This is a genomic window from Sulfurifustis variabilis (assembly GCF_002355415.1).
GTDB classification, from domain to species: Bacteria; Pseudomonadota; Gammaproteobacteria; order Acidiferrobacterales; family Sulfurifustaceae; genus Sulfurifustis; species Sulfurifustis variabilis.
Map to the genome: position 1 here is coordinate 1,733,290 of NZ_AP014936.1, position 16,575 is coordinate 1,749,864.

At 68.8% G+C, this 16,575-nt stretch carries 16 protein-coding genes and 3 tRNA genes; 12 read left to right on the forward strand and 7 right to left on the reverse strand.

Going from position 1 to position 16,575, the window contains the following annotated elements:
- The first annotated feature begins 66 nt into the window (after positions 1–66).
- The 9 genes from speD to SVA_RS08390 all read left to right on the forward strand — a co-directional run bounded on the left by speD (position 67) and on the right by SVA_RS08390 (position 5,787).
- Positions 67–915 (forward strand): adenosylmethionine decarboxylase, encoded by an 849-nt coding sequence (gene speD, locus SVA_RS08350; RefSeq protein ID WP_096462875.1) that lies wholly within the window; start codon positions 67–69, stop codon positions 913–915.
- Between the two features lie 148 nt (positions 916–1,063).
- On the forward strand, positions 1,064–1,708 hold the full coding sequence (locus SVA_RS08355) for a uracil-DNA glycosylase (protein WP_096460797.1): 645 nt from the start codon (positions 1,064–1,066) through the stop codon (positions 1,706–1,708).
- On the forward strand, positions 1,705–3,651 hold the full coding sequence (uvrC, locus tag SVA_RS08360) for an excinuclease ABC subunit UvrC (RefSeq protein ID WP_096460798.1): 1,947 nt from the start codon (positions 1,705–1,707) through the stop codon (positions 3,649–3,651). The genes SVA_RS08355 and uvrC overlap by 4 nt, the downstream gene beginning before the upstream one ends.
- A complete protein-coding gene (gene pgsA / locus SVA_RS08365; protein WP_096460799.1) occupies positions 3,652–4,266 on the forward strand; it encodes a CDP-diacylglycerol--glycerol-3-phosphate 3-phosphatidyltransferase in 615 nt (204 codons plus the stop codon). It begins immediately after the preceding gene.
- 43 nt (positions 4,267–4,309) lie between these two features.
- Positions 4,310–4,385: transfer RNA gene (locus SVA_RS08370), tRNA-Gly, on the forward strand.
- Positions 4,386–4,427: 42 nt separating this feature from the next.
- Positions 4,428–4,501, forward strand: a tRNA-Cys gene (locus SVA_RS08375).
- Between the two features lie 49 nt (positions 4,502–4,550).
- A tRNA-Leu gene (locus tag SVA_RS08380) sits at positions 4,551–4,637 on the forward strand.
- 40 nt (positions 4,638–4,677) lie between these two features.
- Entirely contained in the window at positions 4,678–5,274 is a 597-nt protein-coding gene (locus SVA_RS08385) for a lipid-binding SYLF domain-containing protein (RefSeq protein ID WP_148665417.1), read from the forward strand.
- A 192-nt stretch (positions 5,275–5,466) separates the two neighbouring features.
- On the forward strand, positions 5,467–5,787 hold the full coding sequence (locus SVA_RS08390; RefSeq protein ID WP_096460801.1) for a hypothetical protein: 321 nt from the start codon (positions 5,467–5,469) through the stop codon (positions 5,785–5,787).
- Between the two features lie 3 nt (positions 5,788–5,790).
- Here the strand turns inward: SVA_RS08390 and SVA_RS08395 are convergent, their stop codons facing one another.
- Positions 5,791–6,444 carry a hypothetical protein gene (locus tag SVA_RS08395; RefSeq protein ID WP_148665418.1) on the reverse strand — a complete coding sequence of 218 codons (654 nt, stop codon included), beginning with the start codon at positions 6,442–6,444 and terminating at the stop codon, positions 5,791–5,793.
- A 205-nt stretch (positions 6,445–6,649) separates the two neighbouring features.
- Here SVA_RS08395 and SVA_RS08400 point away from each other — a divergent pair, with 205 nt between their 5' ends.
- Positions 6,650–8,254, forward strand: coding sequence for an alpha-amylase family protein (locus SVA_RS08400; RefSeq protein ID WP_096460803.1), 1,605 nt, complete (start codon positions 6,650–6,652; stop codon positions 8,252–8,254).
- A gap of 25 nt (positions 8,255–8,279) precedes the next feature.
- Here the strand turns inward: SVA_RS08400 and SVA_RS08405 are convergent, their stop codons facing one another.
- On the reverse strand, positions 8,280–9,809 hold the full coding sequence (locus tag SVA_RS08405; protein WP_096460804.1) for an MFS transporter: 1,530 nt from the start codon (positions 9,807–9,809) through the stop codon (positions 8,280–8,282).
- Between the two features lie 125 nt (positions 9,810–9,934).
- On the opposite strand from SVA_RS08405, the gene SVA_RS08410 reads away from it, so the two are divergent.
- Positions 9,935–10,462, forward strand: a complete 528-nt coding sequence (locus tag SVA_RS08410; protein WP_231971904.1) for a gluconokinase — start codon at positions 9,935–9,937, stop codon at positions 10,460–10,462.
- 41 nt (positions 10,463–10,503) lie between these two features.
- Here the strand turns inward: SVA_RS08410 and SVA_RS08415 are convergent, their stop codons facing one another.
- Entirely contained in the window at positions 10,504–12,087 is a 1,584-nt protein-coding gene (locus SVA_RS08415; RefSeq protein WP_096462877.1) for an alpha-amylase family glycosyl hydrolase, read from the reverse strand.
- A gap of 65 nt (positions 12,088–12,152) precedes the next feature.
- Here SVA_RS08415 and SVA_RS08420 point away from each other — a divergent pair, with 65 nt between their 5' ends.
- Positions 12,153–12,653, forward strand: coding sequence for a DUF421 domain-containing protein (locus tag SVA_RS08420; RefSeq protein WP_096460805.1), 501 nt, complete (start codon positions 12,153–12,155; stop codon positions 12,651–12,653).
- Positions 12,654–12,713: 60 nt separating this feature from the next.
- Here SVA_RS08420 and SVA_RS08425 read toward each other — a convergent pair whose 3' ends face one another.
- From SVA_RS08425 to SVA_RS08440, 4 genes are read right to left on the reverse strand one after another with little or no spacing between them, the layout of a single operon-like run.
- Positions 12,714–13,814 (reverse strand): glycosyltransferase family 9 protein, encoded by a 1,101-nt coding sequence (locus SVA_RS08425; protein WP_096460806.1) that lies wholly within the window; start codon positions 13,812–13,814, stop codon positions 12,714–12,716.
- Entirely contained in the window at positions 13,775–14,860 is a 1,086-nt protein-coding gene (locus SVA_RS08430; protein WP_169924026.1) for a glycosyltransferase family 9 protein, read from the reverse strand. The genes SVA_RS08425 and SVA_RS08430 overlap by 40 nt, the downstream gene beginning before the upstream one ends.
- The gene (locus tag SVA_RS08435; protein WP_096460808.1) at positions 14,853–15,701 is read right to left on the reverse strand and encodes a glycosyltransferase family 2 protein; all 849 of its coding nucleotides are present in this window, start codon (positions 15,699–15,701) and stop codon (positions 14,853–14,855) included. The genes SVA_RS08430 and SVA_RS08435 overlap by 8 nt, the downstream gene beginning before the upstream one ends.
- Positions 15,688–16,524: a glycosyltransferase family 2 protein gene (locus SVA_RS08440; RefSeq protein WP_096460809.1), complete on the reverse strand. Its 837-nt coding sequence runs from the start codon at positions 16,522–16,524 to the stop codon at positions 15,688–15,690. The genes SVA_RS08435 and SVA_RS08440 overlap by 14 nt, the downstream gene beginning before the upstream one ends.
- Between the last annotated feature and the right edge of the window lie 51 nt (positions 16,525–16,575).

The following is a 16,575-nucleotide window of genomic DNA, read 5'->3' on the forward strand; positions in this document are numbered from 1 at the left end:
TAACGCCTGCGCGCGGGTCACCACTCCCACACGCCCGCGTAAGGGGGTAAGGCTAAATTGGCAGATCTGCTCCGTCCGCTTAAGAAGCTCAAGCTGGAGAGCTTCAACAACCTGACGAAGACGCTCAGCTTCAACATCTACGACATCTGCTATGCCCCGAGCGAAAAGGCGCAGAAGGAGTACATCGCCTACATCGACGAGGCCTACAATGCCGAGCGCCTCACCGGCATCCTGACCGAAGTGGCCCAGATCATCGGGGCCAACATCCTCAACATCGCGCACCAGGACTACGATCCGCAGGGCGCGAGCGTCACGATGCTGATCTCCGAGCTGCCCCTGTCCGAGGAGCCGCTCAATCCGGAGGCCCCCGGGCCGCTGCCGGAGGCCCAGGCGCGCCAGGCGGCCGCGCGGGCGATCCACCCGGAGGCGGTCGTGGCGCACCTCGACAAGAGCCATATCACGGTGCACACCTACCCGGAGATGCACCCGGACAACGGCATCAGCACCTTCCGGGCGGACATCGACGTCTCGACCTGCGGCAAGATCTCGCCGCTGCGGGCCCTGAACTACCTGATCCACGTGTTCGAGTCGGACATCGTGATCATCGACTACCGGGTGCGGGGGTTCACGCGCGACGTGCGCGGGACCAAGCACTACATCGACCACAAGATCAACTCGATCCAGAACTTCGTCGACAAGCCGACGCTCAACCGCTACCAGGCGATCGACGTGAACGTCTACCAGGAAAACATCTTCCACACCAAGCTCATGCTGAAGGAATTCAAGCTGGACAATTACCTCTTCGGCGTGCGCGAGGGCGATCTTCCGGCGTCCGACACGAAGGTCGTGACGCAGCGGTTGAAACACGAGATGTCGGAGATTTACACGGGAACCAACGTCGTCCGGATCAGCTGAACCGCCCCGGGTGAAACCCGAACGGCCGGCCACCCCTCGGGTCGCCGGCCGTTTGTTTTTTCCCGGGATGCGGCCGGCGGCAGCAATCGCCCACTTTTCGCTATAAAATCAGCGGACTTTCAGGCGTTTTCCAGAATCGTTCGAGTTCGTGACGAGGCATTCCGTCTTCGATCCCGGCTGCCGGGCCTGTCCGCGACTGGCGCGGCATCTCGCCGCCGTGCGCCGTGAGCACCCCGAGTACCACGCGGCGCCGGTCCCGCCGTTCGGCGACCGGAACGCCCGGCTGGTCGTCGTCGGGCTGGCGCCCGGCATGCACGGGGCGAACCGGACCGGGCGCCCGTTCACGGGGGACCACGCCGGCATTCTGCTCTACGAAACCCTCCACCGCTTCGGCTTCGCGTCCCGCCCGGAAGCGCTGCATGCCCGCGACGGCCTCAGGCTGCGGAACTGCCGGATCACGAACGCCGTCAAATGCCTGCCGCCGGGGAATAAACCGCTCCCCGACGAGGTGACCCGCTGCAATGGCTACCTGAAGGCCGAGCTGCTCGCCCTTCGGCCCGGAAGCGTGCTCCTCGCGCTGGGTCTGGTCGCCCACGCCGCCGTTCTCAAGGCTTACGCCCTGCGGGTCAAGGACTACCGCTTCGCGCACGGCGCGGAGCACCGGCTGCCCGGCGGCATCGCGCTGCTCGATTCGTACCATTGCAGCCGGTACAACACGCAAACCGGCCGGCTTACGGCCGCGATGTTCAGGCGCGTCGTCCGGCGCGCCGGCGCCCTGGTGGCCAGGCCATGAACGCACCCGAGCTCCAGCAGACACTCAAGGACCTCCCGGCCGGACCGGGCGTCTACCGCTTCCTCGGGCCGGACGGGGAGGTGCTGTACGTCGGCAAGGCGCGCAGCCTGAGGAAACGGGTAGCGAGCTACTTCCGGGCGGCCGGCCAGGGACTGTCGCCCAAGGTCCAGGCGATGGTCGCGCGCACCGAGCGGCTCGAGGTGACCGTGACCCACACCGAGACCGAGGCGCTGCTCCTCGAGAACAACCTCATCAAGTCGCTCAAGCCGCGCTACAACGTGGTGCTGCGCGACGACAAGAGCTATCCGTACATCTTCGTTTCCGAGGCGCAGGAATGGCCGCGGCTCGCCTTTCACCGGGGCGCGAAGCGGGAGAAGGGGCGTTACTTCGGCCCGTACCCCTCGGCCGCGGCGGTGCGCGAGAGCCTGAACCTTTTGCAGAAGGTCTTTCCGGTGCGCCAGTGCGAGGATTCCTTTTTCCGCAACCGCTCGCGCCCGTGCCTGCAGTACCAGATCAAGCGCTGCTCGGCCCCGTGCGTGGGCCTCGTCGAGCGCGAGCATTACCTGCAGGATGTGCGCCACGCGATCCTGTTCCTCGAGGGCAAGAGCCGGCAGGTCGTCGAGGAGATGATGAAACGCATGGAGAACGCCGCGCGTCGCGAGGACTACGAGACGGCGGCGCTCTACCGCGATCGCATCGCGGCGCTCAAGCGCGTGCAGGAGCGCCAGTACATCACCGGGCGCGGCGGCGAGGCCGACGTGCTCGCCGTGGCGATGGCCGGGGACGCGGCGTGCATCCAGGTGAGCTTCGTACGCGGCGGGATGAACCTGGGTTCGAAGAGCTTCTTCCCGAAGCCCGGCCAGGCGGGCGAGGCCGCCGAGGTGCTGGCCGCGTTTCTGCCGCAGTACTACCTGAATGCGGGCGGCGCGGTGGGCAAGCCCATCCCCGAGCGCATCTATCTGAGCCACGCGATTTCCGACGAGGCGCTCCTCGAAGAGGCGTTTTCGCAGGCGGCCGGCCGGGCGATCGCGATACACGCGGGGACCGCGCTCCGCGGCGCGCCGCGGCGCTGGGCGAAGATGGCCGAGCTGAACGCGGCCGAAGAGCTGCGCCGCGCGGCGAACAGCCGCATGCACATGGAGGCGCGCTTCGAGGCCCTCAAGGATGCGCTCGATCTCGAAGAGATTCCCGGGCGGGTGGAGTGCTTCGATATCAGCCACACGATGGGCGAGGCAGCGGTCGCGTCCTGCGTCGTGTTCGACCGGAACGGCCCGGTGAAGTCCGACTACCGGCGCTTCAATATCCGCGACATCGAGCCCGGGGACGATTACGGCGCGATCGCGCAGGCCCTCGAACGTCGTTATCGCAAGGTGAAGGAAGGAGAGGGCGAGCCTGAGATTTCCCGGCGAACGCCTGGACAAGGAGGCCCAGGCCCGGCTCCGGAGAATCCATCGATGTCACGGCAGGGACGCCAGGTAGCGAAATTACCGGACATGATCCTGATCGACGGCGGCAAGGGGCAGGTGAGCGCGGCGCACGCGGTGCTGGACGAACTGCAGATCGACGACCTCGCGCTTGTCGGCGTGGCAAAAGGGCGCGAGCGCAAGCCCGGGCTGGAGCAGCTTTTCTTGTGGGGTCGGGACGGCCCCACTATACTGCCCGCGGACTCCCCGGCCCTGCATCTCATTCAGCAGATTCGCGACGAGGCTCACCGTTTCGCGATCACCGGCCACCGCCAGCGCAGGGCGCGCGCCCGGACGACCTCGCCGCTGGAAAGCATTCCCGGGATCGGCGACAAGCGCCGGCAGGCGCTGCTCAGGAACCTCGGCGGGATGCGCGAGGTGGCGCGGGCCGGCGTCGAGGATCTCGCCCGGGTGCCGGGCATCAGCCCGGAGCTCGCGCGCCGGATCTACGACGCCTTCCATGAACAGGAACACCAATAAATGATATGGAACGCCCCGAACATCCTCACGGTGCTGAGGCTGGTCCTGATCCCGCTTTTCATCGTCGCGTACCACCTACCTTATAAGAATGCGAACATCCTGGCGGCGGTGCTGTTCATCATCGCCGCCATCACCGACTGGCTCGACGGCTACCTCGCCCGACGTCTCGGCCAGCATTCCCATTTCGGCGCGTTCCTCGACCCCGTCGCCGACAAGCTCATGGTCGCCGCCGCGCTGGTCATGCTCGTCGCCGACCCGGAGATCTACGGCGCCGTCTACGACGGACGGCTTTTCGCCATCGTCGTGGTCGTGATCGTCGGCCGCGAGATCACGGTTTCCGCGCTGCGCGAATGGATGGCCGAGTACGGCAAGCGCTCGCGCGTCGCCGTGTCGTTCGTGGGCAAGGTGAAAACGACCGCCCAGATGCTGGCGATCCCGTTTCTCCTCTGGCGGGAGGACCTCCTGGGACTGCCCGTCCTCCATATCGGGGAGGTGCTGCTTTACGTGGCCGGCGGCCTGACCCTGTGGTCGATGCTCGTGTACCTGCGCATCGCCTGGGCCGACCTGCTCCATCCGGACCGGGCCGCGGCCGACCGGGCCCAGGGGCGGCCGTAAACTTGAACCCGCCCGGTGGCCTGCTTACAATGCCGGCCTTACTGCGGGAATAGCTCAGTTGGTAGAGCGCAACCTTGCCAAGGTTGAGGTCGCGAGTTCGAGCCTCGTTTCCCGCTCCAGTCCCCACGGGGAGGCCGCCGGGCCTCCCCGTTTTCTTCTCCGGCTGGGTGGCAGAGTGGTTATGCAGCGGCCTGCAAAGCCGTGGACGCCGGTTCGATTCCGACCCCAGCCTCCAATTTTCTGGTCGTTGCCCTAGCCCCCCTTTACACTTCGCGGAACCCGCCGCCCGGGTGGCGGAACAGGTAGACGCAACGGACTTAAAATCCGTTGGAGGCAACTCCGTGCCGGTTCGAGTCCGGCTCCGGGCACCAGTATCCCCGCGTCCTTTGGCTTTACCCGGCGATTAATAGGATGATTGCCGGGCTCAAGAAAGAACGGGGGGCAATCATGAGTCGTTTCATTAGCAGCGGGCCGCTTGCAGGTGCGGCGATGTGCCTGGGGCTCATGCTGATTCCGCTCGGCAATGTCCAGGCGACCGCGACGGCCACGGAGGTCGAGGCGCGGGTGAGCGCCGCCGTGAGCAATTTCAAGAAACGAGTGCAGAACGCCGACGAGTACCTGAAAGCCGCACGGGCCGTTCTGGTCATACCTCATCCGCAGAGTCTCAGCGGAGGGCCCTGGATCGAGGGGGCGCTCAGGGTCGGAACGCGAACGGCCGCTTATTACAAGATGCAGTTGAGCGCTGCCAGTCTGCAGGTCGGCCCGCGACCGGATTACCTCTTTCTGTTCTTCACCGAGGACGAGGTGAACCGGTTCCGCAGCACGAGCGACTGGATAGCCGGGGTGGACACCGGGATCACTTTTATGGAGATCGGGGTGGGCGCCGGCCTTTCACCCGATACGCTGAAAAGCCTCCATGCGGTCGCCGGTTTCGCGTTGGATCAGACCGGTGTGCGAGCCGGTTGGTCGGCGCGAGGGGCGAAATTCGCGAAGTTCCGGCCCTGGTAACCGGGCCATCGACTTGCCGGCCAGCTCGGGGAGGGCCGTACCGGCGGGACCGAGGCTCATTAGTGATCACTGATTTGACAGCCGTAAACCGCCTCCCGATAGTGGGCGTTCGGGAACAGAAATACCAAGGCGGAAGTCCGCGCGGGATTGCGCACGTTTCCCTCCCGGAAAAACGAACGGGGAGTGGCGCGCATGACGAGCGAAGCACTTCTGGCATGGCGACGGCTCTTCTCGGCGGTTCTGACGCTCACGTGCGAGTCGGGGACCGTCCAGCAACGCCTGGCGGACGCTTACCTCTCGAACCTCGAGCCGCTTCACGGTGACCCCGCCGCGCTGCCGGAGGTGATCCGCACCGAGTTCGCGCTGGTCCAAGCCGAGGTGGTCGGTTCGGAGTCCGTGCTCGGGCACGACTTCCTGCGCGAAACCATCGAACACATGGATCGCGAACAGGCCCGGCGCATCGCCGGACGGATCGTCGCGATGTACGACAAGCTCGCGCGCGAGGCCGCCTGACCGTCACACCGTCCCCGTGAGCGCGGAGCGTTCCACCGGAAAGCGGTGGCCGTAGCGGCGGGTCACCCCGACGACGACCGCCCGGAACCAGTCCGCCGCGAAGGGCGAGACGTAGACCCGCTCGACGACACCGTCGGCGTCGATGCCGAAGAACCAGCCTCCGTCGGTCGCGCGCGCGCGATCCCCGGCCGCCGCGGCGTCCGCGAGCGGGAACACGGCCCGCAACTCCTTTTCGTGCTCGTAGGCCCTGCGCTTGTAGAAGAAGCCGCTCAGGTGGTCCGTGCGCGCCTGCCGCTCGGGTTCGTCGACGTAGGTGACCTGGTGGATGCGCACGCAGTCGGGGAGGGCGCCGCGCAGCCGTTCGTACGTCGACTGCACCGCCACCGCTTCTTCGCGCGGGCTGTAGAGGCGCCACATCGCCTCCGACTCGTGGTCGCTCAGGTGCCAGCTGCTCACGGCAACGTCCGGCGGCGCCGCGGCTCCACCGCCCTCGCGGGTGTCGCTGAAGCGGCCGACAGGGGCGAAGAACAGGGCTTCCGCGTCGATCAGCGAGACGAACTTCGCGAAGTTCATGTAACGCCAGATTCGCGCACGTCGATCGGCGGGGACGGGAAGCGAGCGGGTGCTCGGAGGAATCGCCACGGACATCCGGGTCATGAGCTCTGATTCTCGCCAAGGCCCCGAAACGCGCGCCAGCCCGGCAGGTCGTCGGACTCGGACGCTAAGCCGCGACGGAATGGAAGTACATGCGGGAAAACGTGGAGCATGTCCATGGAAACCCCGAAATCGGAAGCGCCGCGCCTGTCGAACGTCTGCCGCCCATCCTTATACTGGACCGAGTCCAGGGACGGGGGCAGCAGCGATGTGGGAACGCACCGCGATCCTGTACGGCGTGGACGTCGGCCGCTTCGCGGACAGCAACGACGACGGGATAGGCGATTTTCGGGGCCTCGTCCGCCGCCTCGATCATGTTGCCGCGCTCGGCGCGGACTGCGTGTGGATCCTGCCGTGCTTTCCGAGCGCGATGCGCGACAACGGATACGACGTCGACAACTACTACGCCATCCACCCGGCGCTCGGCGACCTCCGCGACTTCGCCGATTTCGTTGCGGCCGCGCGCGAGCGCGGCCTTCGGGTGCTGCTCGATCTCGTCGTCAATCACACGTCCGACCGTCACCCCTGGTTCCAGGCGGCGCGCCGCGATCCGCGGTCGCGCTATCGCGACTACTACATCTGGCGGGACGAGCCTCCGCCTGCGTCGGACCAGGAAACGATCTTCCCGGGCGAGGAGCAGGGCACGTGGACCTACGACGAGCGTGCGGGGGCCTTCTTTCACCACCGCTTCTATCATTTCCAGCCGGACCTCGACGCCGCCAACCGGGAGGTGCGCGGCGAGATCGAGCGGATCATGGACTTCTGGCTGTCGTTCGGCGTCGACGGCTTCCGCCTCGACGCCGCGTCGCACCTCGTCGAAGAGAAGGGGCATCCGGAGATCGAGCCGCGTGACCGCCATGAGGTCCTGCGCGAGCTGTTCGCGTACCTGCGCAGCCGGCGGCCGGACGGGGTGCTGATGGCGGAGGCGGATGTGCCGCCGGGTCGTCTGCCGGCGTTCGTGTCGGGCGGCGATCAGGTCAACGTGATGCTGAACTTCCTCCTGAATAACTATCTCTGGCTCGCGCTCGCGACCGAACGCGCCGAGGCGATCGATCGCGGTCTCGCGCTGCTGCCCGCCTGGCCGGGCAGGGGTCAATGGGCGAACTTCCTGCGCAACCTCGACGAGGCGGATCTGGAGCAACTGAGCGGGGAGAAGCGCGCGGCGGTGATGCGCGTGTTCGCGCCTGAGGCGTCCATGCGCATCTACGGACGGGGCATCCGCCGGCGCCTTGTCCCGATGCTCGGGGCCGATCGGCGCCGGCTGCAACTGGCCTTCGGCCTGCTCTTCGCCCTGCCGGGCGCCCCGGTGATCGTCTACGGCGACGAGATCGGGATGGGGGAGAATCTCTCGCAACCCGGCCGCGAGGCGGTGCGCCCTCCCATGCAATGGTCGGCGGAGAAGAACGGCGGGTTCTCGCGTGCGCCGCGCGAGCGGCTGGTCGCACCGGCGATCGAGGAGGGCGAGTTTGCGTACGACCGGATCAACGTCGCCGCGCAGGAGGCCGACCCCGGCTCGCTGCTGCGCGTCGTCCGGGCGCTCGCGCGCATACGCCGCGACCACCCGGAAATCGCGACCGGCGAGTGCCGCCAGATCGAGGCGGGGTCGTCCGCCGTGTGGGCCCGGGTCTACCGCGGCCCGTCCTCCCGACTGCTCGCGGCGCACAACCTGAGCAGCCGCACCGTCGAGACGGCGTTGCGGCCCGACGCGGCCCTCGCGACCGAGATCGGCAGCGGGGAACGGCTCGATATCGTGGATGGCCTGATCCGGCGCCGGCTCCCGCCGTATGGCTCGCTGTGGGCCCGTCTGGAGTAGACGGCGACGGCGTCCCGGCCACCGGTCAGTGGCGCACGGTCGGAGTCGGCTCCTGCCCCGGCCGGCGACGCACGCGCCGCCGGTTGAACACCTCGATGAGGCGCCCGTACGGGAACGAAAAGAGGTCGCGCAGACCGTCGACAGTGGACACATGATCGATTGCCTTGCGCACCTGGTACTGCAGCTCCGGCCGCACGAGACCCTTTTCGACCTCGCCCTGTTCCTTGATGGTGACCAGGCGATGAAGCGAATAGAGCCCGAGCACGAACGCCAGCAGGAACACGAAGTCCAGACCGCGGAGCGTAAACGGCACGAAGTCCCCCTCCGTGCCGGCGAAGGTCGAGCGCCAGCGTACGACGAACGTGATCTCCTCGCCCTCGAAGAACGTCGCGGCAATGCCGCCGAGTATCGGCGCGAAGGTCGCCGCGACGCCGGAGGTGAGCGCGTTGATCGCCAGGTATGCGGTGGCCTTCCCTTTCGGCGCCAGCTTGAGCGCGAGGTTGCCCGTGCACAGCTGCACGCCCGCCGTCGACATGCCGTTCAGCACGTAGATGAAGATCAGCGCAGCCAGCGTGAATCCCGGCCATTGCCCGAACTGCGTGAGCGGCCACAGCACGAAGGTCACGATGAACAGCGGCCCGGCCTCGACCAAGGTCGACTTGTAGCTGAAACGGTCGGCGAGCCGGCCCCAGATGCGGAAGAAGACGACGTTGATCGCCTGGCTCAGCACCGTGAGGGACAGGATGACGGTCATGGTGAGGCCGAGCCGTCGCAGCATGTAGACGGTGAAGAACGGCGCGGCGAAGTTGACCGCGAAGTTCCAGCTCGCGAGGAACCGCAGCAGCTGGCGGAAGTTGGCGTCGTGCAGCGGTTCGGCGATCAGCCGCCAGATCGGGTGAGCCGGATTGTGCTCGGCGCGCGGCTCGGGCACGCGACTGATGACGGAAACGCCGAACAGGCCGACGACGCCGGCGACCGCGAAGTACAGGCTGAATACGCCGAGGAGATCGTCGAAGCGGCGCTGGTACAGGTCGATGCCGCCGGCAGCGGCGAGGCCGAGCAGCGCGCCGATCCCGGTGATCCAGGCGAGCCGTCCGGCCATGTACTGGCCCAGCCGGTTCTCCGGGATGAGATCGCGCAGCCAGGGGTTCCAGGCCACGCCCGACACCGTGCCCAGGCCGTAATACGCGAGGAGGGCGCCGATGAACACGGGAATGCGCTGCGGCTCCGGCACGACCCAGGGAATCGCGGCGAGCACGAAGCAGAAAGCGCGCGAGAGCGCGAGCGCCACCACCACCACGAGCTTGCGCCAGCCGAGCCGTTCGACCAGGTAGATCGTCGGTATCTGCAGTGTCTGGGTGAGCGGCTGCAGCGCGCCGAGCAGGCCGATGGTGAACGGCGAGGCGCCGAGCTCGAGCGCGAAGGCCACCAGGAACGCGCCGCCCGTCAGCACGACCATGATCTGTGCGGCCACGCCTTCGAGCATCACGAGACGCAGACCGCGCTCGAGCGTGTCGGGATCGATGATGCGCAGGGGGCGGAAGCGTTCCAGCATTTGGTATTCGGCGCTCGTACCCCGTTGGGTCGGCCGCACGTCCCTTGGTTCAGGCCCCGAAACCCGCGCGGATCATGGCGGCAAGGGCCGGCTCAACCCTCCGCACGCCCGGCGGTCCTATCGTGATGGACCGGGGCGAGCCCGCCATCCTCGTCGTGATGGGGGTATCCGGCGCGGGAAAGACGACCGTCGGCGGAGCGCTCGCGCGCGCGCTCGGCTGGCGGTTTCTCGATGGCGACGCGCTGCACTCGCCGGCCAGCATCGACAAGATGCGCCGGGGCATCCCGCTGACCGAAGCGGATCGCGACCCCTGGCTCGAACGGCTGCGCCAGGCCACGGCGTCGTACCTCGCCGCCGGCGAGCGCGCCGTCATCGCGTGCTCTGCGCTCAAGCGGACGCACCGGTCGCGGTTGCGCGTGGGGCCCGGCGTGCGGTTCGTGTATCTCAAGGGAGGTCCGCCCCTGCTGCGCGAACGCCTGCGGCACCGGCGCGGCCACTACATGAAGGCGCCGCTGCTCGAGAGCCAGCTCGCGACGCTCGAGGAGCCGCGCGACGCACTGACCCTCGACGCCGATCTCCCCGTGGACGTGCTGGTGCGCCGGGTGATCCGGGCGTACGGTCTGAAGGGCAAAAGAACGGAAGCCGGGGATTGACCGCGACGCACTCCTGTCGCGCCGGCCGGTCCCGCCGTCCTTCATTCCAGCCGCACGATCACGCCCTCATCCCCGCGCAGGGTCAGCACGGCGCTCACGCGCTCGCCCCCGCGGTCGAGACGGGTCCCGAGCGCGATCCGCCCGCGCATACCGCTGGGAAGCAGCAGGCGCTGGGTGGCGCCGCCGAGGTTGAGGGCCACGAGCAGCGACCGAGTGTCGTGCCGGCGGCGGAAGGCGAGGGCGTCGCCGCTGACCACGACGGGCTCGTAGCTCCCAGAGAGCAGTGCGGGCTCGGTCCGGCGAAGCGCGATCAGTGCGCGATAGAGATGGAGCAGCGAGGAAGGATCGGCGCGCTGGCTGGCGACGTTGCACGCCTCGAGGTCTTCCGCGACCGGGAGCCACGGCATGCCCTCGGTGAATCCGGCGCCGGCGCCGGCGTCCCATTGCATGGGCGTACGCGCGGCATCGCGCCCGAACGCCGGGCGGTCGCGGGCCCACGGGTCGCGCACCCGGTCGGCGGGAAGCGCGACGTCGCGCATGCCGATCTCGTCGCCGTAATACAGGGTCGGCGTGCCGCGCAGGGTCAGGAGCAGCATCGCGGCAACCGCCGCCTGCGCGCTGCCCACGCGCGTCGCGATGCGATGTTTGTCGTGGTTGCCCAGCACCCAGTTGGGCCAGCCGCCCGGCGGGAGCGCGCGCTCGTATTCTTCGACGAGCGCGGCGAGGCGATGCGCCTTCCACGCCGCCTGTATGAGCGAGAAGTTGAACGGCAGGTGCAGCCCGGCGAGGTCCTTGCCGTAGTACGCGATGAGCCGTTCGATCGGCAGGTAGATCTCGCCGATGAGCAACCGGTCGGCATAGGCGTCGATCGTGCGGCGAAGCTCGGCGAGGACGTCATGGACCTCCGGGCGGTCGGTGGAGTAGACCGGAAGCAGGCTGAAGAAAGGCGGCTGGTCCGGCCGGTACGCCGGGTTCGGCGGGTTGTCGCGAAACCGCTCGTCCTTGATCAGGTGCCAGATGGCGTCCAGCCGGAAACCGTCGACGCCGCGATCGAGCCAGAAGCGCAGCGCGCCGTGCATCGCCTCGCGCACGGCCGGATTTCGCCAGTTGAGGTCGGGCTGCTCGTTCAGGAAGGCGTGATAGTAGTACTGTCCGGTCGCTTCCTCGTACGCCCATGCGCTGCCGCCGAACACGCTCAGCCAGTTGTTGGGCGGGCCTCCGCCGGGAGCCGGGTCGCGCCAGATATACCAATCGCGCCGGCGGGCGTCGCGGGCCGTCCGGGATTCCACGAACCACGGGTGCCGATCGGACGAGTGGTTCGGGACGAAATCGAGAATGAGGCGGATGCCGCGCGCGTGGGCCTCGGCGAGCAGCGCGTCGAATTCGGCGAGCGTCCCGAAGACCGCGTCGACACCGGTGTAATCCGCGACGTCGTAGCCGAAGTCGGCCATCGGCGAGGGATAGATCGGCGAAAGCCAGATCGCGTCGACGCCCAGCCAGTCGAGGTACTCCAGGCGCACGCGGATCCCGCGAAGGTCGCCGTATCCGTCGCCGTCGGAGTCCTGGAACGACAGCGGATAGATCTGGTAGACGACGGCGTGTCGCCACCACGGCTCGCCGCTCATGCCCGCGATTCCCACGTGGCAAGTCGACCGCGCCGCGCGGGCCCGCTTGGTAAGATAGCGTCGCCATGGACGGGCTCGCCCGGATCGACTGGACCGGCATGTTCGCCTCGGAAGTGCCTCCGCTCGAGCTGTTCGTCCGCGGCACGGTGATCTATCTCGGCATTCTCGTCATGCTTCGCGTCCTCCTGCGCAGGGAGGCGGCGAGCATCACGGTTCCCGACCTGCTGATGATCGTGCTGCTGGCCGACGCCGGGCAGAACGCGATGGCGACCGACTATCACACGCTGACGGACGGCGGCGTCCTGATCGGCACCATCATCTTCTGGAACTACGCGCTCGACTGGCTGGCCTACCATTTCCGCTCGGTCGAGTGGTTCGTGCATCCGCCGCCGCTGCCGCTCGTGCGGAACGGCCGCCTGATCGCGCGCAACCTGCGGCGGGAATCGATCTCGGAACAGGAGCTCATGACCCAGCTCCGCCAGAACGGCATCGAGGAGATCGCGGACGTGAAGCTCGCCGTCATGGAGGGCGACGGGCGCATCAGCGTCATTCGGCGGGGCCGGTAGCGCGTCGATGCGGCGGGGCATGGATCGTCGCGGCGCGAAGCAACGAAAAGGACGGCGTGCTTACATCTGTGCGGCGACGGCGAACGGCTCGGGCTCCGTCTCCGCGCGGTAGAGCTCGAGCGCGCGCCCCCGCACCTCCTCGAGCGGCACGTCGGCGACGAACGACGACCGATGCTCGCAGGCGTTCGTCAGCGTGTTTCGCCCGCACTCCACGCACTCCAGCCGCCAGGAAGCGAGCGGGCGGTGCCGCGTGCGCGAGAGCGGGGCGCCGTTGATGAGGTTGCCCACCCAGTAGATGCCGACCGTGCGCGCGCCGACCGCGGCCGCGAGGTGCAGCGGCCCAGAGTCGTTTCCGACGACGACGCGGCTGCGCGCGAGCAGGGCCGCGAGGCCTCCGAGCGAGAGTCGCCCGGCCACGCTGACGGCCGCCCCGGCGGCGGAGTCCACGACACGCGCCGCGAGCTCGCGCTCGGTCTCGTCGCCGGAGACCACGACCTGCGCGCCCGCGGCGTGAAGCGCGCGAGCGACGTCACCGAAGCGCTCCGCCGGCCAGCGCCGCCGGAGATCGGTGGCTCCCGGATGGATGATGACGAGCGGCCGCGAGGAGCCCAGCCCCAGGCCGTCGGCCTCGCGGCGGTCGGCGGCGGTCACGGCGATGCTCGGCTCCAGGGCATCCGGCTGCGCCCCGACGAGGGACACCAGCTCCAGGTAGCGCAGCACTTCGGGCTGGAAATACACGTACGGCACCCAGCGGTCGAGCGGCTCGGCATCGCGATCGCGCAGGCCGACCGCGTAGCGCGCGCCAAGCCGGCGCGTGAACGGGTTCGAGTACCGCCCGCCCCCGTGCATCTGCACGGCGAGATCGAAACGCTCGGCGCGCATCCGCTCGAAAAAGCGCTCGTGCGCGGCGGTGTCCGTGGCCGTGCCGGGCTCGGCGCCGACGCCGGGGTAGTCCGGCACCACGGCGACGCGATCGATCGGCCCCGGCCGCCCGGCAAGGAACGCCGCGTGCCACGGTTTGCCGAGGAGAACGATCTCGGCGTCCGGGTACGTCCTGCGCAGCGCCGCCAGCGCGGGGATCGAGAACACGTAGTCCCCGATGCCGTTGGCGCGTACCACCGCTATCTTGCGTACCGAAGGGCTTCGCTGGTCTCTCCACATGGAATTCGTTCCTTTCCGGTGGCGTCGGCGAGGAGCGTGTCCGCGGCCTGCAGCGCCTGATCCACGGACACGAGCGCGTCGGCGCCCGCGTCGGCGGGTTCGAGCGGCGCGAACGGCCCCTCGGCGAGCGGGCCGTAGCGCTCTCTGCCTCCGGCGCGATAAAGGGTGATGGTCGGGGCGCGCAGCGCATACGCGACGTGCGCGGGGCCCGAGTCGTTGGTGATGAAAAGGGCGAGGCGCGTCAGCGCGGCGCCGAAGGGCCCGAGGGCGGTCCGGCCGACGAGGTTCCGGCAACCGGGGATGCGCGCCTCGAGCACCGCCGCCTCTTCCGAGACGGTCGCCCCGCCGAGGAGCACGATGCTGCCGCCGTAGCGGCGATGCAGCGTGCGAGCGACTTCGACGAAGCGCTCGAGCGGCCAGCGCCGCCGCGGATCGTGCGATCCCGGATGCAGGCCGATGATCGGCTGCGGCAGCCCCGCGAGCAGCGCCTGCGCGTTCGCCCGATCGGAGGGGAAGAGGGGGTACGTCATTTCCTCTCCCCGCGGCAGGGCGCCGAGGAACCCGACGAGCCCGAGCAGGCGGCGGATCTCGTGTCCGTGATCCGGCCAGGGCAGGCACGCGTCGAGCAGCGAGGTATCGTCACCCGGCCGCGCGAAGCCCGCGGTGCTCGCCGCGCCCAGCATGAGCGTGAACGGATTGGCATACACGCCCGAGCCCTGCAGCTGGATCGCGAGATCGAAGCGCTCCCGCTGCATGCGCCGGAAAAAATCGAGCGCCCGCCGGGGATCGAAGAACTGCTGCGCGATGCCCGGATAACCGGGAAAGGCGATGAAGCCGTCGAGATAGGGCGACCGCACGACCGCGTCCTGCAACGCGGGAAGCGTGATCATGACCAGCTCGGCCTCGGGCAGCGCGTGTCGCAGGGCGCGCAGCGCCGGAGACGTGCACAGGAAGTCGCCGAGGCGCGAGGCGCGCAACAGCGCGACCTTGTGCGGCGGCCGCGGCAGGAGCGAGAGCAGGTTTTCGCCGTGCGCGTGTTCAACCATAGGCTTTCTCCGGAAGCAGGGTGAAGCGCGCGGCCATTTCGTCGAGCAGCACCAGGGCATGACCGTCGACGGTGCCTGCCGCATTCAGCACGGTCGACGGTTCCTCGGCGTGCCACGTCCCCGAGGGCATGATCGCGGCGCCGCCGTAGCGGCGCATGAGCAGGTTCTGCGCCAGCACCTCCTCGCCCGAGTGCCAGCGGGGCAGGCGGGGCCAGAAGGCGAAGCCGCCCACGTCGAGCAGCTTCGCGCGGTCGTAGAGCACGCACGACGCCACCCAGGCGACCTTGTAGAGCCGCGTGGCGGCGGGAGCGTGCTTCAGCGTGGCGTGGTAGAGGTTGGCGGCACGGTGCAGATGACGGCGCTCCCACGCCGGGCTGCCCGGCTCGACCGTCTCGGGACGCACCGGCCCGTCCCAGAACTCGACGCGCTGCTGGTCGGGGCGCACGTCCTCGCGGAACGACAGGCCCGACGGGAACGCGCCGACGAAGCCGCAGCGCTCGCGCGCAAGGGCGGTCACCAGCGCGTCGAGCACCCACGGCTCCATGAGCACGTCGTCGTCGAGGTACAGCACGAGCTCGGCCGTCGCCGCCTCGAGAAGGAACTGCCGCTGCTCCGCGATGCCGCGGCGTTCGTCGCGACGGTGCCACGCGACCGGCGCGCTCAGGGTCTCGACGATGCGTTTCAGCGAGGCGATCGTCGGATGCGCCAGCGCGGGCGCTTCGCTCTGGTCGGCGACGATCAAACGGTAGTCGCGGTACCGCTGGGCCGCGAGACCCGAGAGCGTCATGGCGAGCGCGAGCGGCCGATCGCACGTGGGCAGCAGCACGTCAACGCGGGGCATGCCGGCGCTCCTCCCATCCGATGCCGAGCGCCCGCGGCGCGTCCACCCGCCGGTCCGGCACCGTCGTCGGGACCTCCTGGTGATACACGCCCGACGGCAGGATGCCGCAGCCGCCGTAGCGCGCCATGACGCGCAGCTGCGCGAGCACGTCTTCGCCGCAGTGCGCGACGGGCAGGTCGCGCCAGAAACCGAAGCCGCCGCAGGCACGGAGCTTCCCGGTGTCGTACATCACGCACCCGCCGATCCATGCGACGCGGTAGGTTCGCCAGGCGCCGGCCGGCAGCGCGAGCCGACGCTGAACGTGATAGAGGTTCGCGGCGTTGTGCAGCCGGTGCCGCCGCCACGCCGGGGAATCGGGCGGTACGGCCTCCGGTCGGACGCGGCCCTCCCAGAACTCGACATGCTGCTCGTGCGGGCGCACGTCGTCCGCGTGACTCAGGCCGATGACCGCCTGGCCGACGAATCCGCACTGCTCGGCGGTGAGTGCCTGCAGCAGAGTGCCGATCACCCCGGGTTCGAGGATCAGGTCGTCGTCGAGGAACAGCGCGAAGGGCGCCTGCACGCGATCGAGGAGAAAATGACGATGCTCGGCCAGTCCGCGCGGCGGCAGGTGCCGGTGCGTCTCCACCGTGTGCCCGTGGGCGCGCAGGACGCGCAGGGTCGCCTGGACTTCGCCGGCGCGCACGGAGTCGCCGTGAACGGTCTGGTCCGAGATCACCACCCGGAAGCCGCGGAACGCCTGCGCGCACAGGCTCGTCAGCGTCACGGCGAGCGCGGCCGGGCGATTGCAGGTCGGTATGAGGACGTCGACGTTCGGGCTCACCGGGTCGCTCTCGTCTCCCGGTTCACGCTGGTCCGAAGGTCGCGCCCCCGG